The following is a 24,668-nucleotide window of genomic DNA, read 5'->3' on the forward strand; positions in this document are numbered from 1 at the left end:
CAACCTGCCCAGCCAGTACAACCCCTTTGAGACCGAGCCCAAGTGGCAGCGCTTTTGGGAGGAAAAGGGGTTTTACGTGGCGGATCCCAAGGCGCCGGGGGAAGCCTTCAGCATGGTGCTGCCCCCGCCCAATGTTACGGGCAGCCTGCACATGGGCCATGCCTTTGCCTTTACCCTGCCAGATGTGGTGGTGCGCTACAAGCGCATGCGCGGCTACAACGTCCTCTGGCTGCCGGGCACGGATCATGCCAGCATTGCCGTGCACACCATTCTGGAAAACCAACTGCGCCAGGAGGGCAAGAGCCGCTTTGACCTGGGCCGCGAGGCTTTTCTAGAGCGGGCCTGGGCTTGGAAGGAGGAGTCGCAGGGCACCATCAAAAGCCAACTGCGGCGGCTGGGCTTGTCGCTGGACTGGACACGGGATCGCTTTACTCTCGATGAGGGGCTGAGCCGAGCCGTTACAGAAGCCTTTGTCCGCCTCTACGAAGCAGGGCTCATCTATCGGGGCGAGTATCTGGTCAACTGGTGTCCGGCCACCCAGTCGGCGGTCTCCGACATCGAGGTGGACAACAAAGAGGTCAAGGGCCACCTCTGGCATTTCCGCTACCCCTTGGCCGCCGACCCCAGCCAGTACCTGGTGGTGGCCACCACCCGCCCTGAGACAATGCTGGGGGATACAGCCGTGGCGGTCAACCCCCAAGACGAGCGCTACCGCCATCTCATCGGCCAGTTCATTCGGCTGCCCATCAAGGATCGCCTTATCCCCATCATTGCCGACGAGTATGTGGATCCCACCTTTGGGTCTGGATGCGTCAAGGTTACCCCAGCCCACGACCCCAACGACTTTGAGATGGGCCAGCGCCACCAGTTGCCCTTGATCAACATCCTCAACAAGGACGGCACCCTCAACGAGAACGGGGATCCCTTCACTGGCCTGGATCGCTTTGTGGCCCGCGAGAAGGTGGTGCAGTGGTTTGCCGAGCACGGCCTGCTGGAGAAGGTGGAAGAGTACACCCACACCGTGCCCTATAGCGACCGGGGGGGTGTGCCCATTGAGCCTTTGCTCTCCATCCAGTGGTTTTGCGATGTCTCGGGGATGGCCGCTCGTTGCTTGCAGGAGGAGCGGGAACACCACAACCCCCGCTTTATTCCGGAGCGCTGGACCAAGGTTTACACGGGCTGGCTGGAGAAGCTGCGCCCCTGGTGCATCTCGCGACAACTGTGGTGGGGGCACCAGATCCCAGCCTGGTATCCGGTCATCAACGGCCAGCTCCCTGAGGATCCCCAGGTTTTTGTGGTGGCCCGCAATGAGGAGGAAGCCTGGACCAAGGCGCGGGAGAAGTTTGGTCCAGAAGTTGAGCGGCTGGAGCGGGATCCCGATGTTTTGGACACCTGGTTTAGCTCGGCTCTGTGGCCCTTTTCCACGCTGGGCTGGCCAGACGAGACAGAGGACTTCAAGCGCTACTACCCCACCTCCCTGATGTCGACGGGCTTCGACATCATCTTTTTCTGGGTGGCCCGCATGGCCATGATGGGGGTGCAGTTTACCGGCCAGATCCCCTTCAAAGATGTCTACATCAACGGCCTGGTGCGGGACGAGCACGGGGCGAAGATGTCCAAGTCCAAGGGCAACGGCATCGATCCCATCGAGCTCTTGGACAAGTACGGCACCGATGCCCTGCGCTACGCTCTGGTCAGGGAAGTGGTGGGGGCTGGGCAGGATATCCGCTTGGCTTACGACCGCAAAACCGGCGAGAGCGCCAGCGTGGAGGCAGCCCGCAACTTTGCCAACAAGATCTGGAACGCCTCCCGCTTTGTGTTGATGAACTTGGAGGGACAGACCCCCGCCCAACTGGGATCCCCTGCCCCGGAAGCGCTGGAGCTGGCCGATCGCTGGATCCTCTCCCGGCTGCACTCCACAGCCACCCAAGTGATCGAGGAGCTGGAAGCCTACGGCCTGGGCGAGGGGGCGCGGCTTCTGTATTCCCTAATTTGGGACGACTTTTGTGACTGGTACATCGAGCTGGCTAAACCTCGGCTGCGGGGAGAAGACCTCGCTTCCAAGCGCACGGTGCAGCAGGTGTTGGCCAAGGTGCTAGAGACCATCCTCCGGCTGCTCCACCCCTGGATGCCCCACGTCACCGAAGAAGTCTGGCAACTGCTTACCCAGGCTAACCAGACTACTTCCATCTCGGTGCAGCCCTATCCCACCCCTGACCCTAGCTGGGTTAACCCCCAACTGGAGCGGGAGTTTGGCTTGGTCACCCAAGTCATCACCAGCCTGCGCAACCTGCGAGCGGAAGCTGGCCTCAAGCCCCATCAGACCATCACTGCCCTGCTGGTTACCGAGGATCCTGAAGAGCAGCGGATTCTCACCGCCGCCCAGGCCTATATCCGCGAGCTGGCCAAGGTTGAGTCGCTGGAGATTGCAGGATCCCTGGCCACGGAGCCCAGGCAGGTGGCGGCGGCCGTGGTGGGCACGGTGCAGGTGCTGGTGCCCCTGGCAGGGCTGGTGGACGTGGAGGCGCTGCGGGCCAAGCTGCAGAAAGACCTAGCCAAACTGGAAAAAGAAGCCCAAGGGATCCGCACTCGCCTGGAAAACCCCAACTTCTTGAGCCGCGCCAACCCCGAAGTGGTGCAGGCTAGCCGCAAGCAACTGGCGGAGCTGGAGGCCCAGATGCAGCTCTTGCAGGCCCGCTTGGAGAAGCTGGGCTAGGCTATGGCTTGTCCGGCCAGGGATCCGTCAGGTCGGCGGTCAAGGGATCCCAGTCCCATCCCCAGTCGCGGGCAATGGCTTGGGTGAGGCCCAGCTGTCCATGGCCGGGGTAGCGGGCTAGGGACACCAGAAGATCTACCAGTTGCTCGCCGCTGGGCATGCGGCCAAAGATGTGCAGCCCGTCCCGGATTTGGGATTCTTTGAGCTCGCAGAGATAGCCATCCAGGCGGTTCCAATCTTCCTCTTTTTCCAGATTGAACAGAGGATCCAGGTGCTCTGAGCGGACCAGCTCCTCAATCTGGGCGCGAATGAGGGGGCAGCGGCTGGGATCCAACTGTTGGGCCTGCACGTACTCATCCATTAGCCGTTCCAACTCCGCCAAGGGGCCGTACAGCTCGGCGCGGGTGAGGGGCGGGGTGAGGTGGTCGATAATCACGGCTTGGGCTCGCCGCTTGGCCTGGGATCCTTCCCCTGGATCGTTGACGATAAAAGGGTAAAAGTGGGGCAGGGGCCCCAGGGCAATCTCCGGGTAGCAGGTAGAGGAAAGGGCGGATCCCTTGCCGGGCAGCCATTCTAAGTTGCCGTGCTTGCCCACATGCACCACCGCCTGCACGCCAAAGACCTGCCGCAGCCACAGGTAAAAGGCTAGGTACTCATGCGGGGGCACCAGATCTGGGGCGTGGTAGTTCAAAGAAGGATCCCGGTCGTAGCCCCGCGGCGGCTGGATGCCGACAAAAACGTGCCCTAGCTGCAGTCCCACCACGGGAATATCCTGAGAGGGCGGATCCCCCCATTGCCGGACGAGGTCGGTTTGGATGGGCTCCGGCAAGCGGGCAAACCACTCGCGGTAAAGGTCAGCGGAAAGGCATTGCCGAGCCGGCCGCAGGGATCCCAGCGGGTCATAGGTCTGGCTTTGGGTTAGCCAGCCAATCAACTCATCGCCGCTCTGGGGCAGGGGGCCCACTTGGTAGCCGTTGTCTTTCAGGGCCTTGAGGATCTCGACACAGCTAGCTGGCGTATCCAACCCAACTCCATTGGCCAGGCGTCCATCCCGGCTAGGGTAGTTGGCCAAAACCAAAGCCAGTCGCCGCTGGGGAGGGGGAGTGCGCCGCAGTTTTACCCAGTTGGCTGCTAGATCGGCTACAAACTCCACCCGATCCGGCACCGCCTCATAGGCCACGACTTCCGTTTGCAAGCGGGGATCCCGCTGTTGAACGGCTTTAAAGGAAATGGCGCGGCTAATAATGCGCCCATCCACCTCGGGCAAAGCCACATTCATGGCCAGATCCCTCGGCCCCAAGCCCCGCGTCGAGTCCTGCCAGCTCTGCCGGGGTCCACTGCTGAGGATGACCTGCAAAACGGGGACATCCAACTCCTGCCATAGTTTCACATCGGGCTGCTGGCTGTCCAAGCGCGCTAGCGAAAAACTGGTGGTATTGAGCAACACCTCAATCTGGCCGCCAAAGTGATCCCGAAGGGCTTGAGGCAAGTCCGGATCTTGAAGGCTATAGGTGTAAAGGCAAAAGGGCTGCAACCCTCGCTCCAGCAGGGCTCTGGCCAAAGCATCGATGGGCTGGGTGTTTCCCGCTAAAACATGGGCCCGGTAGAGCAAAATCCCCACCTTGGGAGCTGGGGAAGGGGCCGGCAGAGCGACAGGAGGGTGGTAGACCCCCAGGCGAGGCAACACTTGAGGATCCGGCACGGGATATTGGCGCCCCAAAAATTCCCTGGCTAGAAACAGCAGACAGGCCGCCACATTCTCCGCTCCCCCCTCCAGCCAGTACCGCCACACCCGATCCGCCACCCCTAGAGGCACAGTGGAATGGCTCACCAGATCCCAATCAGGGCGGTCATCGCCGGGAATGACGATTAGGGTGGATCCCGCGTCGGCTGCCACCTGTTTGGCCACCTCTAGGCCGTAGCTCCAGTAGGCCCTTCCCCCCAGCAGGCGAATGAGGATAACTTGAGCTTGCTGCAATACCTTCTCGGCGTAGTCGTCGATGCTCAGGGGCTGCTGCAAGTGCAAGAGATTGGCAGCCCGCACCTCCGGGAAGTCTTGGGGCAAGAGCGAAAGAGCTGCGCTCAAAGCGGTGAGATCCGTATCGGCTGCCGAAAGAACCACAAGGGGAGCCGGATCCTGCTCCAGAAAAATAACCCCGGACTGGGTGGGATCCCATCCTCCGGGTAAAGCTGCTATTCGGTGCATGACCCTGGCGCTAGGTGACCCTCATGAAACCTTTCTCAAGGTACGTCCTGACTAGCGACTGTACTTGAGCACAAAGGCATCTTGACCGCCAGCGCTCGACTGGCCGGGAAGGGCTCCCTCAGTGTATCCCGCTACCCAAACGTTCCCCTGCCCATCGACAGCAACAGACTCAGCCCCCTCATCCGCAGGGGTTCCGAACTGGCGGATCCACTCGGTTGAACCCAAATCGGTTGAACGGCTGGCTAAACCTAAATCGATTGGAAAGAAACTGCAGGCTCCCCAGAAAGTTGAACCAGCAAAAGAAGTTAAGGCTCCTAAAAGAGCTATCCTAGACACCCTTTTTTCTCTCTCAAGTTCTCCCCTTGCAACCAAAGCCGCACGCCTAGAGCCTAGCACGGCGTAGCTTTCTGCAACTGACACCTGTTTAGCTGTGAGATCTGTATCGGCTGCCGAAAGAACCACAAGGGGAGCCGGATCCTGCTCCAGGAAAATGACCCCGGACTAACGACCGTACTTGCGCACAAAGACATCCTTCATCCCAGCATGGGACTGGTCGGCAAGGGATCCCCAGGTTACGCCTGCCACCACGAGGTTGCCCTCTTGGCCTACAGCAATGGCCTGGATCCAGTCGAAGTCGGCGCTGCCAAACTGATGGCGCCAGAGCTCGCCGCCGTTGGTCTCGTAAAGTCGGACAAAGGCGTCGCTGCGCCTCGAGGAAGACCCCTGCGTGTGGCCTGCTACCCAAATCCTTCCACTCCCATCCACAGCAATGGCTAGGACGCGCTCCCCTTGCCCACCTGCAAATTGGCGGCTCCAGAGCTCGTTGCCGTACAGATCGTACTGATGGGCGAAGACCTCATAGGCCTTGGACGGATTCTTGCCCTGGGCGTAGCCTGCCACCCAAACCTTCCCCTCCCCTCCCACGGCCACGGAAAGAGCGCCGTCGCCTCCTCGGTGGGAAAACTGGCGCATCCAAACCTGGTTGCCACTGGGATCGTGCTTGCAGACAAAGCCACCGGCTCTTGCGCGGTCGTGGACGAATCCGGCTATCCAGAGGTTTCCTGCCCCATCGGCAGCCAGGGCAGCGACCTGCTGGTGGGCTCCCAACTCGCGGACCCAAAGCGGCTTGCCGTCGGCGTTGTACTGGCGCACAAAGCTCTTGCCTGCCCCTGTTCCTGCAACCCAGACGTTGCTCTTGCCATCCACAGCGATGGCAACGACTTGGTCAGGCCCAGCGCTACCCAACTGCTGCGTCCAGAGCTCTCTGCCTTGGGGATCGTACTTGCGCAGGAAGATGTCTTCTTCGCCGGCATTGCTGTAGCCAGGGAAGGCACCGTGGGTCATCCCTGCCACCCAGGCATTCCCCCTCCTGTCCACTGCCAGGGCAACAACCTCGTCCGAAGCAGGGGTACCAAACTGCCGCGTCCAGAGCTCTCGGCCCTGGGCGTTGTACTTGCGCAAGAAAACGTCACTGCCCCCCGCAGAACTTTGGCCGGGAAGGCTTCCTTCGGTGATCCCTGCCACCCAGACATTCCCCTGCCCGTCCTCAGCAAGGGCGCGCGCCTCGTCGGAGGAAGGGGTGCCAAACTGGTGGAGCCAAGGGCCAGGATCTCGGCCACAGGCAGCTAGAAGCGCTGAGCTGGCAAGAGCCACACCAGAGAGAACTACCCTACTCAGCGCTTGCTTCCTGTCCATAGGCCCAGGCTGGCCGTCGGCAAAGGAACCTGTCCTCTCGATAGGGTAGCTATCCGCCTCTCTCCCCGCAACAGCCGTGGCCTGTCTGGGCAAGCTGGGGCAGGTGAACTCCGGATGCCGCCGTACGGTCACGGCCCAAGGGTGGGTTTCACGTTCGATGGGCGGGCGGGGCGGATGAAGCTGTGGCGAATGAGCTTGCGACCTGCAGACACGTCCTCGAAGCATCCCCTTCGACGCTGACATAACGCACCCGCAAATGTTGGGAATCCTCTCCGTAGGTGCTGGGGCAGAGGTAACAGCAGGCCATCTGCCCTTTCGGAAGGGCTTTGGCCAGGATCCCTAGCCAGCGCAAGTTAGGTTAGTTGCGGAGCTCAATCGTGACGTTGGCTAACTGCACATCGTCGTAATCCACCCACGCTCCACCCTGCTGGCTGAGGGGGTTACCTCCTAGCGGCAGTAGAATTTGCAGGGATCCACCAAAAAGAGGGATACTGACACGGGGGCCGCTGACGATCCCGCCTGTCTGAACCCAAGTTTTGCCAGTGCGCAGCGTTACGGTGTTTGAACCTAGGCGCAAGTGCTGCAGCGGCAGGGGGATGCGCAGGTCGTCTCCTCCTAGCTGAACTTGCTCAACTTCCACCCCATTCAGAAGGACTTGTAGAGGGGACATGTTGGCGCTAGGGATCCGGGATTGACCAGCCCGATAGGCAGCGGCAGTATCCAACCCAATCAGGGATCCAATCCGCAAAACCGGTGGGCGAGGCGGCAGGCGTTCCAAGGTGAAGGAGCGGGTCATCTCTACCGCTTGGGCAGGCCCTAGAAACTGGCTGGCAGCCGCCGACTCGGGCGAATACCGGTTATCGCCGAGGCGAATGACATTGGCCTCCAGCACCAGCGTAGTGTTGGGATCCCAGCGCTCCAACTGCAACTGCAGAGGTCGATCCCGGCCGATCTGTCCGTTGCCTGTGCTCTGGGAATAGGGCAAATAGTTCTCCAGCCGCGCCACCAAAATCTCTTCTGCCGGCAGCGGCCCTGGCAGGCGAAACCGCCCCTGGGCATCGGTGCGCACTGCAATCCCTGCCCCTGGGATGGCTACCTCCACCCCAGCCAAGGGCTGCCCTGTGAGGCGGTCCACCACCTGCCCAGAGTAGGCAGAATCCAACTGCACCTGTCCGGTGGGAGCTTCCGTAGCTGTCTGAAGGCGCTGCTGCAGAACCTGCCAATCGGCTTCCGTAATCCGCCCGTCCTGATCGACATCGGCAGCCAGGATCTGGTTGTCGGTCAACCCCTGCTCCCCCCGCAAATAGGCCCCCAACAGGTTACGATCCTGCACCGTCAAACGGCCATCCCCATCCAGATCGCCCGGTTGAAAAGGCCGCGCTTGGGCAGAAGCCACGCCTATCCAAGCTAGAGCAAGGGATCCCAGCAGCAAGAGAGAAGGGGCTAGAGGGGAAATCCTAGACATCGCAACTTCCCCGGCGAGAGCTCTGGAAGGGGCTCCTTATGTTTTTTTAGCCCAGTTCATTTTCTCCCAGTTAGAACTGGCAGAGCCGGAGCAGAGTACTCTCGAGCCCAATTTTGCTTGCCTTTGGCTGCAGGAGCCAAAAACTTGATGGTAAGATAGCCGTGGTGACTTGCTGTCCTATGGCTCGATATTCTTGCACTGCCCAGCTTACGGGCTCGGCCGAGCAGTTGAGCGAAGCCATCCGCGCCCTTTTGGAGCGTTGCCAGCTCACCATCCTCCACCACAGTCCTGACTACTGGGTGGCTGGCGAGCCCCCCGGAAAAAACCCCTACACCAAGCTGGTAACCGTGGAAGTGTTGGTGGATCGCACCGGCCAAGGCCCCGACGGGCCTGTTCAGATAACTTGCATTGCCAAAAACGAAGAGCTGCCCTTGAGAAGCGTCAACCACTGCCAACAAACCTTTGCCCAATTGAGGGCAGAGCTAGCCCAGTTGCAAGCCCAACTTGCTGCCCAGCGGAAAGGCGCTATACAATAGCGGCGCTGAGTTGCTTGCCTCCTATGGCACGTCGCTGCCAACTGACCAACAAAAAGCGCAACAACGCCTTTGCCATCTCCCACTCTCACCGACGCACCAAGCGCTTGCAGGAAGTAAACCTGCAGTGGAAGCGCATCTGGTGGGAAGAAGGTAAGCGGTTCGTTCGTCTGCGTGTCTCCACCAAGGCCCTGAAAACCCTTAAGACCAAAGGGCTAGGAGCTATGGCCCGCGAGGCTGGCATCGACCTCAACCAATTTTAAGGCTTGGGATTCCGACCTCTACAGAACTAGGCCCCTAGGCCGACCTAGGATTTGTACCGGCAACAGCCTACAGCAGCCCAAACAGCTTGCGCGACTTAGGTCTTAGCCCTGCCAGCAGCGTGGTGAGAGTGTCCCGCTGAGTCAGCTCGTTGGTGCCGCTGGCGTGCTCAATCAAGAACTTGCGCATTTCCTCGGAGAGCTTGGCGTCGGTAAAGTCGGCGCCGACAAAGCTGGCCCCTTCGATTTGGGCTTCTTGCAGGTTGGCTCCCACCAAGAGGGCTTGGTCGAAGTTAGCCTGTTGCAACTGACAACAAGCTAGGACTGCCTGCGAGAGGTTGCAGCGAAATAGGTTGGCTTGGCGAAAGTCAGCGGCAAAAAAGTTGCCTCCCGTTAGGTTGGCAGCCACCAAGCTGGCCTCGCGAAAGATGGAGTGGCTGAAATGGCCCTCCTGAAAGCTACTTTTGTCCAGCTTGGCAGCGGTGAAGTTGCTATAGTCCCCCAGAGCCTGGCTAAAGCTGGAGCCCCGCAGATCTGAGGCGGCAAAATTGGCCCGCTCCATCTCGGTGCGGCGAAAGTTGCACAGCCGCAGATCCGCCTGCTGCATGCTGAGCGAGCGCAGGTTGGCCCGCGTCAAGTTGGCCTTAGGCATCCGAATGCGGTCGAACAGGCCCCGCGAAAGGTAAGCGCCTTCGAGGTTGGCACCCACAAGGGAACGTCCCTGCCGCAGGGCTTCCAGCAGATCCCGCGTAGTTTCAATGCGAACCGGCTCCAAGGGTTGAGAAGAAGGAGCATTCACGGGTGGGACGTTCCTCACCAACTAACCTAGCTGAGGACGGAGGGCTAATTACCAAGCTAGCGTTTGCGCCGCTTGCTGAGGTTAAGAGGATGTTAATAAAGCCAGCCCTGCTGAATTCGCTCAGATTTATTGCATACTCGGGGCAGCCTTTTGTTTGCGAACCCTAACCACCCATGCAGGTAGCCTTTATCGTCGATCCGCTGTCCCAGTTGCAGGTAAACCACGACACCAGCATTGCCCTGATGGAGGCGCTCCAGCGACGAGGACACCGCGTTTTCTGTCTGGAATTGGGCGATCTCTACTGGGATCAAGGGGAAACGTGGGGGTCGGTATCCGAAATCGTGCTGGATCTAAAGGCGGATCCCTGGTATGAGGTCAAAGAACGGCGCCTGGTGCCCTTGAGTCATATGCAGGCGGTATGGATGCGCAAGGATCCGCCGGTGGATACGGCCTATCTCTACGCCACCTACCTCTTGGATCACCTCCCTCCCAGCCGTACCCTAGTGCTCAACCATCCCGCTGGCATCCGCTCGGCCAACGAAAAGCTCTACGCCCTGCAATTTAAGGAGTGGATCCCGCGCACCTGTGTTAGCAGCAATAAGGCCTTGCTCCGCCAATTTGTCGAGCAGGTGGGGCAGGCAGTGCTTAAGCCTCTGGGCGGCAAAGGGGGAGAAGGGATCCTACGGCTCACTGCCGGGGATCCCAACCTCAATTCCCTCATCGAGCTGAGCACTCAATTTGGCCAGCTGCCCGTGATGGTGCAAGAGTATCTGCCCCAGGCAGCAGCGGGAGATAAGCGCATTTTGTTGCTGGAGGGAGAACCTTTAGGTGCAGTCAACCGCGTCCCCAGCGAGGGAGATTTCCGGGGCAATGTGGCTGCTGGGGGTCGGGTGGAGAAAACTGAGATTACCGAAAAGGAACGGGCTCTCTGCGCAGCCTTGGCGCCAGTACTGCGCCAGGAGAAACTCTATTTTGTAGGCATTGACGTGATTGGCGAGCGGCTGACGGAGGTTAACGTTACTAGCCCAACCATGTTGCGGGAGATCAGTCAGTTGCAGGGAGTTGATCTGGCTAACCAAGTGGCCGAGTGGCTGGAGAAAAAGGTACCTGTTAAAACCTAAGCTAGCGTGCCCTTCAACGTTGTAGGGCCAATAAAAAGGGCCCCCAAGGGGGGCATGTCGCGACCGGCCAGCGACCTACAAAGCTCTAGAGCAATATAAAGACGCGCTCCATTAATGGGTGGCTTTGAACACCGCTTTGATCAAGTACTAGGATCCCAGAAAAAAAACTCGGTCCCAGCAAACATCACCTTTTTTTTAGATTCTGCTCCTAGGGGGAGGATGACTCGGGATCGGCTGCCGACTTCCCCCGCCCTAGCCAGCGCCAAGTAGTGGGCAGCAGGGCTGCGGCCAGCGCACACTTCAGTAAATCCCCGGGAATGAAGGGAAACACCCCCTTGCTGAGCACCGCCAAGGCGGAGGTAGGTCCAACATTCTCGTTCAGCCACACCCCCAGCCAGGTAGCTCCCAGAGCGTAGATCAAAGCCGAGCAGGAGAGCATTGCCGCGGCCATCTTCCAGGGACTGCGATCTACCCCCCAGCGCTCCACAAACCAGCCCATCAGCCCTGCAGCCAAGGGAAAAGCCAGCAGGTAGCCTCCTGTTGCCCCCGCTAGGTGGCTGAGCCCAGAGCCGCCGCCGCTGAAGAAGGGCAATCCCAAGAGCCCCTCCAGCAGGTACAGCAGCAAGGCGAGAAAGCCCAGCCTGGCCCCAAAGCCTGCTCCCACCAGCATTACCCCAAAGGTTTGTCCAGTGATGGGCACCGGTGTAAAAGGCAGAGGGATCCTCACCTGCGCCAGAGCTGCTACGAATAGACTCCCTCCCACCACCAGCAGCAGATCGCGAATGCGAGAAGAACGGGGCAGAAAAGTCTGGGCCAAGGGTAGGTAACTCGCAGTCATAGAGCACCTGGAGTGTCGAGACCTAAAGGTCAGTATAGGGAAATGCAAAGAAGAGGGCAAGTACACACTAACCCTTTCCTAAGGCATTCGCGCTTGGGCAAGCACAGCTTGGGGAATAACTCACAAACGCGGCAAAGCATCACTTGGAAGCAACAAAAAAAGGGCATTAAGCCCCTAAAAATAGCTTCCCCTTTCAGCAAATAGCTAGCCTTTGATACACAGAATTGGCTTTAAGCGCGCTACAAGTTTCGCAATCTTGGCTTGATCGGCAGCGCGCACCACTTTGTCGACGTTTTTGTAGGCCTGGGGCGCTTCTTCAGCTACCCCCCGCAAAGAGGGACTGCGCACGATGACGCCGCGCCGTCTCAGTTGTTCGATAATCTCCTGCCCTGTCCAGGCTTTGAGGGCCTGGTTGCGACTCATCGCCCTCCCAGCGCCGTGGCAGGCTGAGGAGAGGGAAAGGGCCTCCCCTTGCGCGGTGCCGACCAGAATGTAGGAAGCCGTGCCCATGGAGCCACCGATGATGACGGGCTGACCGATAGAGCGAAAAGCTTGAGGAAGCTCTGGGTGGCCAGGCCCAAAAGCGCGCGTTGCCCCTTTGCGGTGAACGAACAGGCGGCGCTTTTTCCCCTCTATCTCGTGGGTTTCCTCCTTACAGGTGTTGTGGGAGACGTCGTAAATAAGGTCGAGTTCAGCTTTGGGGAAAAGCTCAGCGAACACCTCGCGCACCCAGTGGGTGATGATCTGGCGGTTAGCCAAAGCGCAGTTGGTTGCCGCCCGCATCGCTCCCAGGTAGCTTTGCCCCACTTTGGACTTCAAGGGCGCACAGGCCAGCTCGCGATCAGGTAGCTCTATGCCGTGTTCTTTAGCCGCCTGTTGCATCTTCTTCAAGTACTCAGTGCCGATCTGGTGACCCAAGCCACGGGAGCCGCAGTGGATAGTAATCACCACTTCCCCCGACTTAAGGCCAAAGCCTTTGGCAATCTCGGGATCGTAGATCTCGTCCACAACTTGGACTTCGAGGTAGTGGTTACCCGAACCGAGGGTTCCCATCTCGCGCCGCTGGCGCTCACGGGCGTAGGCGGAGACTTCGCTCGGCATTGCTCCGCGCATGCGGCCATGTTCTTCGATGCGCTCCAGATCCTCTTTCTTGCCGTAGCCCTGAGCAACAGCCCATTCTGCTCCGCCTTCGAGCATAGCTTCCATCTCTTTGTCGCTCAACGAGATCTTGCTGCGGCTGCCGAGCCCTACCGGTACGCTCGCGTACAGGGCATTGGCTAGGGGCTCTGCCATCTCCTCCACTTCCTCGCGCTTTAGCCCGGTTCGCAAGGTTCTCACGCCGCAGGAGATGTCAAATCCCACGCCGCCGGCGGAAATCACCCCCCCTGCTTCCGCATCAAAGGCCGCCACCCCACCGATGGGAAAGCCATAACCCCAGTGGGCGTCTGGCATCACGTAGCAGGCTCCAACGATCCCTGGCAAGGTGGTCACGTTGCTGGCCTGCTCGGCCACTTTGTCGTCCATTTCCCGGATTAACTCCTCGTCGGCAAAGATCAAGACCGGGACACGCATTCTGCCTTTTGGAGGAATGCGCCAGACTGTCTCATCTACACGCTCGAGTTTCTTGATATCCATAGGTTGCCTCCCCTTACACGTCCACCACGCACTGGGCCACCCAAAGCTCACCCTCTCGGGCTACCTTGAGTTCCGTGTAAGTTGCCCCCTTAACTTCTACCGCCGGTCGGTGTCTGGCAGGGTCAACTCTTTCCCCCCACAGGCTGGCCTTGAGATGCTCTTTTGCCAGGTGCACTTCGACTTTTCCAAAGAGCATGCCTCTGACGGCCATCTCGTAGATCACTGCGTTCAGGAAATCCACCAACAACAGTTCCAGATCGCCTGCATTTCCTAGCTCGATCTCTAGGTGTTCTCTGGGAGCTACTTCATCCACGCTAGTGACCACCGCAGTCAGGGCCAAAGCTGCCTGGGCAAAGGCTTCCTCCGGCGTTGCCCCATAGCCGCGCACACCAATGTCGGCCATGTGTTCAAAGTGCTCCCATCTTGCCTGCACCACGGCAGTCCCCCTGCTCTCATTCTCAGGCCAAAGCCAGAGGCCACCTGGATAGATTAAAGTTTCTCTCTAGAAACTGGAGGAGGAAAGAAGGCGTAGCTCAAAGGTGAGGATGTTGGCAGCCAAAATCTCCAGGGCTCCTCCCTCAATGAGCTCGCGGGTGAGGCCGCTTCCAGATCCACTTTGCTGGAGTAACTCACGGCTGCGGCGCATGGTCTCTTGGCGCTGGGGATTGTCGACAACCACCTGCCGCTGGTTGGAGAGACTAAGGCGATAGTAGTTGGGCAGTTCGCCGCGGGTGGCATCAATGGCCAGATTGGTCTCTTCAGGAGCCACGCGAAAAGGAGCGCGGGCAGTGAGCAAAGCCACCTGGATATCCTGGTTTTGCCCGTCCAGACCTTGGAGCTCCGAAAGGTCAATCCGAAACCTAAGGGTGTCGCGGTCTCGGTTAACGCGCTCCACCCGCACTTGGTTAAAGCCAACGGCAAACTCTCGCTCCTGCTCACCAAAGCGCTGGATGGTAGCTTGCAAAACGGCCTCCTCGTTGAGGGGGGTAACCCGAATCAGGTAGTCCCAGTCGCGCACAAAGGTGTACTCGTTGGGCCCAACCCGGACATTGGGATCTACCAGGTTGGCGGTGGGGCCAGGGCTACCAGCTCGGCTAAGGGCCACCATGTACCAGTAGTTAGGGCTAATGGGCAGGCCCATGGTCATGCGCACTTCCAACAAAAGCCGTGCCCAACCAGCCCCAGCCGTGAGGGCCACAAGGGCTGCTGCTCCAAGGCCGCTCCACAGCCACCGCTGAGGACGCAAAAACCAAGCTATGCCTCCACTCCTCATCAAACAGTTCCTCTGGCCTCAAGGCCGAGGGCTCCTACCCCTGATCCTAGCCTCTTAGGACTTCCTCCTGCTATGCGAGCCTGGATCCCTTTCGATGGAGCCTATCCCTAGGGGTTAGCCAACTCTTGCGGCACTCCTGTCTCTTGAGTCCTTCCTTGCGCCTGGTTTTGCCGGCGTGCCTGGACAACTGCCACCGTAAGCAAATGGGAGAGCAAGCCCACTGGCCCGGCAAACAAGCACAGCAGCAGGGAATGGGTTGTCCAAACCCGCTTTTCCCACCCCTCCAGGAAGATCCATCGTCCTACAAACAAATCCATGACGATGTAGTGAACCCACCCCGTCGCCATCACCGAGGGCTGGCTGAATAGAGCTGTTAGATTGCCCAGAGATAGCTGGGGATTGAAAAACTCTCTAAGAGTCGCTGCGCTAAACCCGCTAAGCAGAAGGTAGAGATAGACTGCTGCCAAAAGGGCAATGGGCAAGAGCGATTCCATCACCCTGCGGGTTACTTTCCAACCCGGCAACAGGATCATCAGGGCCCAGAAAGGTAGCGCAAACCAGTTGGCTGCGTTAAAGACTATCTCCAGCATGCTTGGAACCCCCAGCATTACCTGTCTATTATCGGCCCAGCAGCTCTGGCAATAGAGCTGACAGCAAGGCTATTGTCGCTGGCAGCAGCAATGCGGGAAATCCGGGATCCGCTATCGCCCATGGCCCAGAGATTGCTGATGCTTTTGGCCGTGGAGGTAGGTTGAGCTGGGCCGATGCCGGATTCTCCTGCCTCCGCGTCGGGGGATCTCAGCAACTCCCCGGGTTCCTCAACCCGCTGGGCTGCCATGACCTTGGGGGCAGCAGCTTCCCAGGTGGGCTTGGGGGTAGTCTCCGCAGCAGGGGCCTTCTGGGGAGAAGGCTGCTGAACCGGCACTTTGCCAAGCGGATCTGCCGGCATCTTGGATGGGGCAGAGGGAAGTTGACCCGCAACCTTTCCCCACAGAACTTTGAGGAGTTGCCACATATGGCTTGGCTTTCAGCGCAACTCATAAGTCCAGGCTGGTGCTATCCTGCCATGCCTTGCTCTCAGAGTCTATCCCTCCGCCAGGGGCTGACAAGATAAACTCATAACGAGTATGATGAAGAAGCCGAACTGAGAAGAGACCCACCATGGTGGAGATTCGCGAGATTCCCCTGGCTCAGATTCGCCGTCCGCTGCCGCGGCAGACGGATCCGGGGAAGGTGCAGGCGCTGATGGCTTCCATCCAGGAAATAGGCCTGCAGGAGCCAATTGAGGTTTTAGAGGTGGAGGGAAAGTACTACAGCTTCTCGGGCTGCCACCGCTACGAGGCCTTTGTCCGCCTGGGCAGGGATCGGATCCCGTGTCGAGTGCGTAGGGCCACGCCTGCTGTTTTAAGACTTCATTTGGCCTGAGGGAGGGATCCTTTTGTTGCCTCCTTCCTCTCGAGAAACGTAGCCCTGCTCATAGGCAAAGCGCACCAGCTGGGAGCGGTTTTCCAGAGAAAGCTTGCTGAGAATATTGGTCAAGTGGGTCTGGACAGTGCGCGGGCTAATGCATAGCCTTTCGCCAATCTGCTTGTTGGTGTAGCCCTGGATAACCTCCCGGAACACCCGCTCTTCGGCAGGGGTTAGGTTGAGCTCCTCCAAGCGGGGGCGAGGGGCAACATCAGCCTTAGCGGAGTTCTGCTGCCGGATGAGACGGAGGATTTCCAATTGCGTGCGGCGGGATCGTTCAATCTGCGCCTCAATCTTGGCCACCAATTCCAGGGGCTCAAAGGGCTTGATGATGTAGTCGTCGGCTCCCCACTCATACCCCTGAATGCGGTCGCCCAGTTCGCCACGGGAAGAGAGAAAGATAAAAGGAACAAGCTCGCCGCCTCGCTGTTGGCGTAGCTGCCGGCAGAACTCGAAACCATTCATTTCCGGCATCACCACATCTGAGACCACCACATCCGGCTGCTCTTCAGCAAACAGGCGCAATCCTTCTCTGCCGGAAGTGGCTGTGCGAACCCGATAGCCATGCTGGCTGAGATGGCGGCTCAGAACCTTGAGGGAAATGGGATCGTCATCTACGACTAGGACGCGCTTCATGATGACCTGAGGGGGAGCCGAAGACTGGCAGCCAAGCTGGAGATCCCTAGCCCATGATAATAGCTGCGGCGGCTCAAGGCAGTTCTTAAGCCCCCATTCCCGAGTAGCGCTGCAGACCCTTCCACCAGAGCCAACGGTTGACCAGCCAAAATAGCCCCAGCCAGGCCAGGCCCATGGCAAAGCCGCGCAGGATGTCCTGGGGGAGCCCTACCCAGAGACTGGCGGGAAAATGCACCAAGTAGGGAAAGGGCGTCCAGCCTAAGACCTGGCGCACCGCTGGCGGAAACACTTCTAAGGGGGCGATCACCCCCGAGAGGAACAAGTACACCAAAAAGTGAAATTGCTCCAGGGCTGATATCCTCTCTACCCAAAAGGCCAGCAGCGCCAGCGTGTACTGCATAAGAAAACGCAGGGCAAAAGCCAAGAGAATAGCCAAGGATCCCAGCGCCACTTGTTGCCAAGAGGGGATCCAAAAAGCGCGGGGATAGAGTAGGAAAAAGAGGGCAATTAAAGCCACAGTAAAGGGGAGGCGGGCGAGGCGTTCCATCAGGTGGCTGGCCACGTGGCGCCAGGCGGGATCCAGAGGCTGTAGTAGGCGGGGAGACAACTTGCCCTCGACCACCTCCTGCTCAAAGTCCCAGATGACCCAGATGATGCTAAACTGGCGCACCAGGAACACCGCTAGGAAATAGCGGATGAACTCCAGGGAAGAGAGCGAGAAGTTCCCTGCGCGAGCAGCCTCGCTCCAGAGCCCCATCATGATCAGAGGCAGAGATCCAGCCAGCGCCCACAAAAGGAGTTCCGCCCGGTACTCCAGCATATAGGCGTAGTAGGCGGAGCAGAGGGCAGCCAGTTTGCGCAAAAAAGCCTTCATGAAGACCCTGCTGGCAAGGGATCTAGTGGACGCAAGGCAGGCAAGAAGTTGGCAAGAGTAACTACCGCTCCGACAACCACAATGGCCGGGGGCAACACCGGCGGCGGCTGCACAACCAGGCTGTCCAAACGCAGCAGGTGAACCTCCTGCTCTGGGGTGGTACCCCAGCGAATCAAGGCCACCGGCGTATCGGGAGCTTTCCCTCCAGCCAACAGTTCAGCGGCAATATGACGGAGGTTGTGGATGCCCATGTAGATCACCAGCGTTTCCACCGCTCCTGCCAAGGCGCGCCAGTTGACTCGGGGGCGGTATTTCCCTGCCGCCTCATGGCCGGTAACAAAGGCAACTGAGGAGCTGAACTCCCGATGGGTGAGAGGGATCCCGGCATAGGCGCTGGCGGCAATGCCTGCAGTAACCCCGGGCACCACTTCCACGGGGATCCCCGCCTGGACTAGGGCCAGCATCTCCTCGCCCCCCCGGCCGAAGATGAAGGGATCCCCGCCCTTGAGCCGCACCACCACAGCTCGTGTCTGCGCTTTCTCAATCAGCAGGGCCGTGATCTGCTCCTGGGGCAAGGTGTGAGCCCCCCGCTGTTTGCCAGCATAGATGCGCTCTGCTGTGGGGGGGATCAGATCCAGGATGGGGGATCCCACCAGGGCATCGTAGATGACTACATCCGCATGGGCAAGCAGGGTCTTGCCCTTAACCGTCAGCAGTCCTGGATCTCCGGGCCCTGCCCCCACCAGATACACTTTGCCCATCCTGTCTCCCAACAGCCTCTTGGAAAGATCCATCTTGCTTAAGCAAGACGGCTTTGACCAGCCCATCTAGCGAGAACAGGCCGTCCGCACCGTCTCAACAATGGCCTGCAGCAGTTGAGGATCCCGCCAGAGGGGTGGCTCCAGCTCAAGCTGCAACAAGGGCCACTGCCGCCGCAACCGCTGAACCTGGTCTTGTAAGGAGCGCAGCAAGCTGCCCGGGAAGAGGAAAAAGGGCAGCACCCGCAGGCGGTACTGGCTAAGGCGCAAGCAGTGAACGACGGTGGTCTCTAGCGTAGGAGGCTGGGCGGCAAAAGCCAGGTGAATCGGGATCCCAAGCAGGTGCTGTTTTAAAGCTTGGATCTCAGCTTGCAGCTGGGCGGCAAACCCCGGCAGACGGCTGCCATGGCCGAACAGGATCCAGGCGTGGATCAACTCCCCCAACTGCTGCGCCGCTGCTACGCGCGCTGCCACCAGATCAAGCAGGGCTGGATGCTGGCCAATCGGCGGTGTCAACAGCAGCTTTAGGCAGGGCCAGCGAGCCCGAAGCTCCTCCAGCACCGCTGGCAGATCCTCCTCCACATGGGCTCCCCTCCCCATGAAGAGCGATACCAACACCACTGGGTTGTCGCACCTGGGCAGCCGAGCCGCCAAGTACCTGTGAATCTGCTCCGCCAGGCCCAGGGACTTGCCTTCCAACTGAACCAGCTCCACCACTTGAGGAGCTAGCTGCTGCCGCACCCTCGCCAGCAAGTCCGCTGCCGCCTGCTGGTATTCCGGATCCCGGCTGCCGTGACAGACCAAAAACACCAGGGGAGGTGAAGACATGACAGAGCTTAGGGATCCAGACGCACTTGTTCCATTTTGCTCCCTACTGGCAAGGTTTCGCGCCAGATCTGGACGTATGATTTGAGATAATGTACACGCCCATTTTTCTAGACTCGCCGGCCCTTTCCCAGGGTTTCATGTCATTTGAGAACCGCTCCACTGCCCCCGAACTGCTGATCCACGTTTTGCGGGAAGGCTTGACCGAATCTACCCATTATTGCCAAGCCGTGGTGGCCGATAGCCGCGGGCGCTCCCTGGCCGTAGCCGGCAAAAGCACCACACCCGTCTTTGCCCGCTCTGCCCTCAAGCCCTTTCAGGCACTGGCCATGCTCTCCACGGGCATCCGCGAGCGCTATCGGCTTGGCGAGAAAGACATCGCCATCATGTGCGCCTCCCATCAGGGCACTACGGCCCATGCGCGGCAAGTGTTCAGCATGCTCTGGCGCGCCGATCTTTCCCCCGAGCTGCTGGTCTGCCCCACCCCACCTGGCAAGCCTAGCCCACTGTGCCACAACTGCTCCGGCAAGCACGCTGGCATGCTGCTAGCAAGCCGCGCCCAGAACTGGACTTTGCAGGACTACGCCCAGCGGCAACACCCCGTTCAGGCTCTGGTGCGGGCTAAGTTGGCCGATTTGTTGCAAATGCCCTCGGAAGAGTTTTTATTTGCCCGCGATGACTGCGGCGTGCCCACCTACCAGTTGCAACTTAACCAGCTAGCTTACCTGTATGCTCAACTAACTGCAGGAGAGCGGCCTGAGCTGGAAGCCATTGTCCGCGCCATGACCCACTGTCCGGAAATGGTGGCGGGCGAGGGATGTTTCGACACCGAGTTGATGCGAGCTACCCAAGGCGAGCTGGTCAGCAAGTCCGGCGCCGAAGGGATCCAGTGCATTGGACGCGTCGGAGAGGGGATGGGCCTGGCCATCAAGGTCCAGGATGGAGCAGCGCGGGCCAAATATGCCTTGGCTTTGCACCTGCTGCAGCGTATGGGCTGGATTCAGCCTGCTGCTGCTGAAATGCTAGGGGAGCGCTTCCTCTCCATTGGTCCCTACACCCGCCTTGAGGCGGAAGGGGAACTGCGTATGCCTTGAAGAGCCGGAGGTGGGAAGGCCTTGCACCCAAACTCTTGGTGATGCTAGTTTTCTCGAAGAAAAGGCCCAAAAACTAATGATTGAAGCCCTCTTCAAGACTCTTGACGACGAGCTAGGCAAGCTATTTGCCCTGACTAAGAAAGCAAAGGAGACCGCAGGGAAAGCCCAAGTCGCTTGTAAAGGAGGGCAAGTTCCAGCCCTGAGCCGCCAGCTACAAGGCTGTAGCTCTGTCCTCAGCGAGGCTCTTTCCCAGGTGGAGACGGTAAGACAAGCCCTTGAACAAACCCAGCAGGTTTTGGAGAGAACTTCTCTTGAAGAACTTGCTAGCGAGGTAGGAGAACGAGTCGGCCAGCCTTGGCTGCCTACGGAAAGCCCCCATGTCTTTGTAGCTTTCCCCGCCTTAGTGCGCTTTTCCAGGGAGGGAGTGCGCATAGATCGCAAGCTTCTACGCTCTCAACGGCCCAGTGCCATTGCAGAGAAGATTCTCCGAGCAAGAATGACCAAAGGGAAAGAAACTAATCCAGAGGTAGTTCTTGAACGCATCTGGAAAGCGGCAAAAATTGCAGCGGGTTACTTGAGAAAGTCAAGCGCAGAGCTGCCTCGTTACTCTTCAAGTACCTGCTCGCGATGTCTTCGAGGTGCTCCACCTCAACAACCCAGACTACACCGAAGTGGAGTTTACGCGGCATCTTTACCTCTTGGATCGAAATGGCACCAACCATGTGGAGGGCTACCGCTTGATCTTCTCCGCGTCTACAGGCACGCGCTCGGGTCGCTACTACCGCATTCGAGACGAAGCTGGGGTGGAGCACGCCTACTATCTTTTGGAGTTTGAGAAGCTATGAGCGAAGAGGGCCAGGGTCGGCTAGAGCCTGATTTGTGGCTGCGCTGTCTGGAAGAAGACTACTTGCGTTCTTTTATCCCTGAAGGTGGTGCCACTGTCAAGCTGGCCGTTGTTCCGAAAGATTCCTACTCTTGGGTGCGGAAAGCGCTGCTGGAAAAGCTTAACCAGTATTCCTTTCATATTTTTGATTTGACAGAGGAGTGCTTAAAGCTGCATTCAGTCGAACAGCTTTGGTTTGCCCTTTCTCAGAGAGTAGATTGGGAGACTTTTGCCAAAGATCTGCGCTTCAACATTCTCCAAAAAATTGGATACCCTCCCAGGCTAGATCTGCAGGACTGCACTTTAGAGCAGTTGGCCGAATTCTATCAGATTGAAGCCCGTGAGATCAAACTAGAGTTTCAGCGGGAAATTAAGAGAGGTATTTTTCTGGATTACTCACTAGCCCTTGACTTTCGCAAAGCCATAGTCCGACTTGTCTACGAACCCCTTCAAAGCCCAGGCACTCTGGAAGGTCTATGCTCTGCAATTCAAGAGTGGCTTAAAGGTACGCTGAGCTCTATCAGCCGAGTGCGTGAAGCGGCTATTTTTCGAAAGATTGACAGGACAAATGCTCGAGAGATTCTACTTTCTTTCTTAAGACTATTTACACGACGATCCGGCTTAGTAGCAGTCCTTGTCAGCTCGCTTCACTACTACGAGCGGACCCCCAGTGGACGCCCTAACTTTACCAGTCGACAAATCCTTGAGCTCTACGAGACTTTGCGTGAGTTTATCGATGCGGAGAGTGAACTAGAAAAAACTGTGTTAATTTTCTTAGCTCCTCCAGAGTTTATTGAATCTGAGCGTCTGTCTTATCATAGATATCGAGCTTTGCAAACTCGAATTGAGAATGAGGTTTCTTCTCTTCAAAAGCCTAATCCATGCACAGCTATGGTGCAGCTTCTATGAATGTAGCGATTGCAGCTAGGCGGGCCATTGAAGCCCTACGAAATGGCGTTCCTAACCGGTTCGCAGTTGCAGAACTTGGCTCTTGGCAGTCTCAGATTGAGGAGCGTTTTCAAGAGCTGTGCAAGGGTGCTAGTTCAGGCCCTGCAGGAATGCTGATAAAGGGGGATTTTGGGACAGGCAAGTCCCATCTTCTACTAACCCTGCAGGAGCGAGCAAGGAAGAATAATTTTGCCACCTCCCTAGTTGTCGTCTCCAAAGAGTTGCCCCTCGGTAACCCCAATCGCCTGATTCCCCGCCTCCTTGCCCAGGTCGAGCTCCCTGACATGGTTGAGCGTGGGATCCAAGGCATGGCAGCCCGGCTACAGTACTCCTCGCCTTCTTTCCAGAAGTTCCAGCTTTGGGTTAACCAGTGGCAGTTTGGGTCAGGCTGGTGGCCGGCCACCTTGGCTCTGTACCAAAGGTTAGGAGGCGATGACGAGAAGCTAGACGCCATTGTCCGCTTTTGGGCTGGTGAGCCCACTCTGAAGTCCTCAGAGGTAAGGCGAAGCCTACGGGATCACGGCTTGGCAGGTGCTTATCCCATTGGCAAGCTACCCCCTGCAGAAAGCCTACACTGGCAGCGCCTGGCCTTCTGTGCCCAGCTATGTCGGGCCATAGGGTTTGGGGGCTTGGTGGTTTTGGTGGAGGAGATTGAGCTTATTGCCCAGTACAGTCTTCTTCAGCGGGTCAAGTCGTACCGCGTTCTTGGGCACTTGTTTGGTACAACAACCCTGCCTGAAGAAATAAAGAAAGCTCCGCTGGTTTTCGTAGGAGCAGTAACCCGCGATTTCGAGAGGGTCATTCTACAAGAAAAAGGAGATTGGGAGAAAGCACCTAAGATAGCTCTCCAGAAGCATATGTCTGAGGAAGTCGTAAAGGCCGGCATGGAGGCTATTAGCCAAGCTACCCCTCTCCGTTCCTGCTTAGAAGCCCGCGAGGCCATTCAATCCATGTGGCATAGGGTAGCGGATCTCTACCAGAAAGCTTATCCCGATTGGGTACGCCCATCGCCGCCACAGCTTCCTGAGCTCTACAGCACAACCACTGTGCGGTCAATTATTCGCCGCTGGATTACGGAGTGGGATGTGCGTCGGTATTACAGCCCCGATACAGAAATTGGGATTGTAGAAGATGAGGCGATCAAGTCTACCCCAACTGAGGAGCTTCCAGAGTTGGAAGAGGACGAAGAATAAGCCCAGTCAATCCCTAACTAGCTTTGAGAGGCCTCAGCGCTGGAAAGGGTTTTGGAAAGGATTCGGGCTGGAGCTTTGCCTTCTGTTGCGGTACTTGGGGTTGATGGTCAGGGTGCCAGCTCCCAGGCCTCGCTGCGCCAAAAACTCCAGGTTGCGGTGGCGCATGGTGGTGTCGTAGTCAGTTTTAACGCGATCTTCTAGAATAGCCACCTGCTGCAGCGCACTTAGCAAAATGGAAGCTGCCTGTTCGGACGTGTAGCCATTCTGGGAGGCATAGCGCACGGCAAACTCGTCGGCTGCCACCTGGGCCTTCTGGCCTTTCTCCGCTTTGCGCAAAAGGAACACCGCTGACGCCGCCAAACCAGCGGCCAGAGCCACGCCAAGGTTGTCCCCCATCTGCAGCTCCACCAGGAGGCCCATTGTGCCCGCTCCAATGAGAGCAGGGTACAGCAACAGCGCCGACCAGTTGTCTCCCAAGGCCAGCTCGGTGGCCATCACGGCTTCCCGCAAAAAGTAGATCTTCTGTTGATCGGGGCTCAGCTTCTGCCAACGGCTAAGGTCGATGGCAAAGCGGGTGTACTTCTGCCAGGGGAAGCGCCAGAGCGGCTGCACAACCCGAGACTGGTCAGGGGATCCAATCTCGATCTGCACCTCAGGTCGGATCTCCACCGGGAGAAACTGGATCAGGCGATCGAACTCAGAAATGGTGTACATACCGGCGCGGTAGAGCTGCAGTTGGAGATGGAGATCACTACCTACCTATGGTAAAGGATTCTGGTCTTCTCTGGGGGCTAGCTCCCAAAAAGCCTAGAGCCAAGGGGCTACGCGAACTGGGACTGTTGCCCTGCTACCGGTAATTGACAAACTGCAGTGCCACCGGGTAATCCTGCTGCTTGAGCATTTGAATTACCGCCTGCAGCTCATCTTTGTCTTTGCCGAAAACCCGCACCAGATCTCCCTGAATCGAAGGCTGCACCTTCTTGAAGTTGTCGCGGATTTGCTTGGCAATCTGCTTGGCCAACGCCGGGTCAATGCCTCTTTTGAGGCGAACTACCTGACGCACCCGGTTGCCAGCGGCACTTTCCGGAGCTTGAAAGTCGAAGATCTTCAGGGAGAGGCCCCGCTTAGCTGCTTTGGCTAGGAGAAGATCCCGAATGGAGTTGAGAGCCATCTCGCTGGCGGTGGTGATGGTCAGGGATCCCTCCTCCAGCTTAATTTCCGTCTGGGTATCCTTGAGGTCGTAGCGCTGCTTAACTTCCCGCTGAACTTGGTCTAGCGCATTCACCAACTCCTGCCGGTTGAAGTCGCTGACAATATCAAACGAGTGGGTGGAGGCCATAGCCCTCCTCTTCACTGGCGTTCCGTAGTTTAAGCCTATCAAGGGCTTCGCAGGTGCGGGAGAGGCTACAACAGAGGAAGGGAGACTCGCGCTCCTCCTCTAGTTAGCAA

The 24,668-nt window shown here is 58.4% G+C and carries 26 protein-coding genes and 1 pseudogene; 10 read left to right on the top strand and 17 right to left on the bottom strand.

The features are described from left to right. The first annotated feature begins 4 nt into the window (after window positions 1-4). Window positions 5-2,716 (top strand): valine--tRNA ligase, encoded by a 2,712-nt coding sequence (locus NW807_RS05685; RefSeq protein WP_414425549.1) that lies wholly within the window; start codon window positions 5-7, stop codon window positions 2,714-2,716. 1 nt (window position 2,717) lies between these two features. Here the strand turns inward: NW807_RS05685 and cobN are convergent, their stop codons facing one another. The 4 genes from cobN to NW807_RS05705 form a co-directional block, all read right to left on the bottom strand. Beyond that, complete coding sequence (cobN, locus tag NW807_RS05690; protein WP_414425519.1) at window positions 2,718-4,922, bottom strand: cobaltochelatase subunit CobN; 2,205 nt, start codon at window positions 4,920-4,922, stop codon at window positions 2,718-2,720. A 51-nt stretch (window positions 4,923-4,973) separates the two neighbouring features. Then, window positions 4,974-5,384 (bottom strand): SBBP repeat-containing protein, encoded by a 411-nt coding sequence (locus NW807_RS05695; protein ID WP_414425520.1) that lies wholly within the window; start codon window positions 5,382-5,384, stop codon window positions 4,974-4,976. 39 nt (window positions 5,385-5,423) lie between these two features. Then, the gene (locus NW807_RS05700) at window positions 5,424-6,575 is read right to left on the bottom strand and encodes an SBBP repeat-containing protein (RefSeq protein ID WP_414425521.1); all 1,152 of its coding nucleotides are present in this window, start codon (window positions 6,573-6,575) and stop codon (window positions 5,424-5,426) included. Window positions 6,576-6,975: 400 nt separating this feature from the next. After that, entirely contained in the window at window positions 6,976-8,082 is a 1,107-nt protein-coding gene (locus NW807_RS05705) for a dockerin type I domain-containing protein (RefSeq protein WP_414425522.1), read from the bottom strand. 179 nt (window positions 8,083-8,261) lie between these two features. Here NW807_RS05705 and NW807_RS05710 point away from each other — a divergent pair, with 179 nt between their 5' ends. Both NW807_RS05710 and rpmB read left to right on the top strand, forming a co-directional pair. Further along, window positions 8,262-8,618, top strand: coding sequence for a hypothetical protein (locus NW807_RS05710; RefSeq protein ID WP_414405094.1), 357 nt, complete (start codon window positions 8,262-8,264; stop codon window positions 8,616-8,618). A gap of 23 nt (window positions 8,619-8,641) precedes the next feature. Beyond that, window positions 8,642-8,878: a 50S ribosomal protein L28 gene (rpmB, locus tag NW807_RS05715; protein ID WP_414395357.1), complete on the top strand. Its 237-nt coding sequence runs from the start codon at window positions 8,642-8,644 to the stop codon at window positions 8,876-8,878. A 67-nt stretch (window positions 8,879-8,945) separates the two neighbouring features. Here rpmB and NW807_RS05720 read toward each other — a convergent pair whose 3' ends face one another. Beyond that, window positions 8,946-9,674 (bottom strand): pentapeptide repeat-containing protein, encoded by a 729-nt coding sequence (locus NW807_RS05720; RefSeq protein ID WP_414425523.1) that lies wholly within the window; start codon window positions 9,672-9,674, stop codon window positions 8,946-8,948. Window positions 9,675-9,847: 173 nt separating this feature from the next. Here NW807_RS05720 and gshB point away from each other — a divergent pair, with 173 nt between their 5' ends. Continuing rightward, the gene (gene gshB, locus NW807_RS05725; protein ID WP_414425524.1) at window positions 9,848-10,795 is read left to right on the top strand and encodes a glutathione synthase; all 948 of its coding nucleotides are present in this window, start codon (window positions 9,848-9,850) and stop codon (window positions 10,793-10,795) included. Between the two features lie 208 nt (window positions 10,796-11,003). On the opposite strand, the gene NW807_RS05730 is transcribed toward gshB, so the two are convergent. The 6 genes from NW807_RS05730 to NW807_RS05755 form a co-directional block, all read right to left on the bottom strand. Beyond that, window positions 11,004-11,633, bottom strand: coding sequence for a biotin transporter BioY (locus NW807_RS05730; protein WP_414425525.1), 630 nt, complete (start codon window positions 11,631-11,633; stop codon window positions 11,004-11,006). A gap of 204 nt (window positions 11,634-11,837) precedes the next feature. After that, entirely contained in the window at window positions 11,838-13,268 is a 1,431-nt protein-coding gene (locus NW807_RS05735) for an RtcB family protein (protein WP_414425526.1), read from the bottom strand. Between the two features lie 13 nt (window positions 13,269-13,281). Then, window positions 13,282-13,704, bottom strand: a complete 423-nt coding sequence (locus NW807_RS05740) for an archease (RefSeq protein ID WP_414425527.1) — start codon at window positions 13,702-13,704, stop codon at window positions 13,282-13,284. A 66-nt stretch (window positions 13,705-13,770) separates the two neighbouring features. Beyond that, the gene (locus NW807_RS05745) at window positions 13,771-14,541 is read right to left on the bottom strand and encodes a hypothetical protein (RefSeq protein ID WP_414425528.1); all 771 of its coding nucleotides are present in this window, start codon (window positions 14,539-14,541) and stop codon (window positions 13,771-13,773) included. 107 nt (window positions 14,542-14,648) lie between these two features. Beyond that, the gene (locus tag NW807_RS05750) at window positions 14,649-15,131 is read right to left on the bottom strand and encodes an ABA4-like family protein (protein ID WP_414405100.1); all 483 of its coding nucleotides are present in this window, start codon (window positions 15,129-15,131) and stop codon (window positions 14,649-14,651) included. A gap of 17 nt (window positions 15,132-15,148) precedes the next feature. Continuing rightward, window positions 15,149-15,490, bottom strand: a complete 342-nt coding sequence (locus NW807_RS05755; RefSeq protein WP_414425529.1) for a hypothetical protein — start codon at window positions 15,488-15,490, stop codon at window positions 15,149-15,151. A gap of 212 nt (window positions 15,491-15,702) precedes the next feature. Here NW807_RS05755 and NW807_RS05760 point away from each other — a divergent pair, with 212 nt between their 5' ends. Further along, window positions 15,703-15,966, top strand: a complete 264-nt coding sequence (locus tag NW807_RS05760; RefSeq protein WP_414395378.1) for a sulfiredoxin — start codon at window positions 15,703-15,705, stop codon at window positions 15,964-15,966. Here NW807_RS05760 and NW807_RS05765 read toward each other — a convergent pair. The 4 genes from NW807_RS05765 to NW807_RS05780 all read right to left on the bottom strand — a co-directional run bounded on the left by NW807_RS05765 (window position 15,946) and on the right by NW807_RS05780 (window position 19,104). After that, window positions 15,946-16,644, bottom strand: a complete 699-nt coding sequence (locus NW807_RS05765) for a response regulator transcription factor (protein ID WP_414395381.1) — start codon at window positions 16,642-16,644, stop codon at window positions 15,946-15,948. The two genes, NW807_RS05760 and NW807_RS05765, sit on opposite strands and share 21 nt — an antisense overlap. Window positions 16,645-16,729: 85 nt before the next feature. Then, window positions 16,730-17,518: an ABC transporter permease gene (locus tag NW807_RS05770; RefSeq protein ID WP_414425530.1), complete on the bottom strand. Its 789-nt coding sequence runs from the start codon at window positions 17,516-17,518 to the stop codon at window positions 16,730-16,732. Then, window positions 17,515-18,279, bottom strand: a complete 765-nt coding sequence (gene cobA / locus NW807_RS05775; protein ID WP_414425531.1) for a uroporphyrinogen-III C-methyltransferase — start codon at window positions 18,277-18,279, stop codon at window positions 17,515-17,517. Before cobA ends, NW807_RS05770 begins: the two co-directional genes overlap by 4 nt. Window positions 18,280-18,345: 66 nt before the next feature. Continuing rightward, the gene (locus NW807_RS05780) at window positions 18,346-19,104 is read right to left on the bottom strand and encodes a sirohydrochlorin chelatase (RefSeq protein WP_414425532.1); all 759 of its coding nucleotides are present in this window, start codon (window positions 19,102-19,104) and stop codon (window positions 18,346-18,348) included. A gap of 137 nt (window positions 19,105-19,241) precedes the next feature. Here NW807_RS05780 and NW807_RS05785 point away from each other — a divergent pair, with 137 nt between their 5' ends. The 5 genes and pseudogenes from NW807_RS05785 (at window position 19,242) to NW807_RS05805 (ending at window position 23,219) form a co-directional block, all read left to right on the top strand. Continuing rightward, window positions 19,242-20,195 (top strand): asparaginase, encoded by a 954-nt coding sequence (locus tag NW807_RS05785; protein ID WP_414425550.1) that lies wholly within the window; start codon window positions 19,242-19,244, stop codon window positions 20,193-20,195. Window positions 20,196-20,833: 638 nt separating this feature from the next. Continuing rightward, window positions 20,834-21,040: a hypothetical protein gene (locus tag NW807_RS05790; RefSeq protein ID WP_414425533.1), complete on the top strand. Its 207-nt coding sequence runs from the start codon at window positions 20,834-20,836 to the stop codon at window positions 21,038-21,040. Next, the gene (locus NW807_RS05795; RefSeq protein WP_414425534.1) at window positions 21,037-21,987 is read left to right on the top strand and encodes a hypothetical protein; all 951 of its coding nucleotides are present in this window, start codon (window positions 21,037-21,039) and stop codon (window positions 21,985-21,987) included. Before NW807_RS05790 ends, NW807_RS05795 begins: the two co-directional genes overlap by 4 nt. Then, window positions 21,984-22,247, top strand: a pseudogene (locus tag NW807_RS05800) (BREX system ATP-binding domain-containing protein); the annotation flags it as partial. The gene NW807_RS05795 and the pseudogene NW807_RS05800, both read left to right, overlap by 4 nt. An 87-nt stretch (window positions 22,248-22,334) precedes the next feature. Continuing rightward, window positions 22,335-23,219 carry a hypothetical protein gene (locus tag NW807_RS05805; protein WP_414425551.1) on the top strand — a complete coding sequence of 295 codons (885 nt, stop codon included), beginning with the start codon at window positions 22,335-22,337 and terminating at the stop codon, window positions 23,217-23,219. A 33-nt stretch (window positions 23,220-23,252) separates the two neighbouring features. Here NW807_RS05805 and NW807_RS05810 read toward each other — a convergent pair whose 3' ends face one another. Together NW807_RS05810 and NW807_RS05815 are read right to left on the bottom strand one after the other, a co-directional pair. Further along, on the bottom strand, window positions 23,253-23,933 hold the full coding sequence (locus tag NW807_RS05810; protein WP_414425535.1) for a DUF3318 domain-containing protein: 681 nt from the start codon (window positions 23,931-23,933) through the stop codon (window positions 23,253-23,255). A gap of 133 nt (window positions 23,934-24,066) precedes the next feature. Continuing rightward, window positions 24,067-24,558 (bottom strand): YajQ family cyclic di-GMP-binding protein, encoded by a 492-nt coding sequence (locus tag NW807_RS05815; RefSeq protein WP_414395400.1) that lies wholly within the window; start codon window positions 24,556-24,558, stop codon window positions 24,067-24,069. Window positions 24,559-24,668 lie beyond the last annotated feature (110 nt).

Source organism: Synechococcus sp. R70.1, from assembly GCF_047461675.1.
Lineage (GTDB): Bacteria > Cyanobacteriota > Cyanobacteriia > Thermostichales > Thermostichaceae > Thermostichus.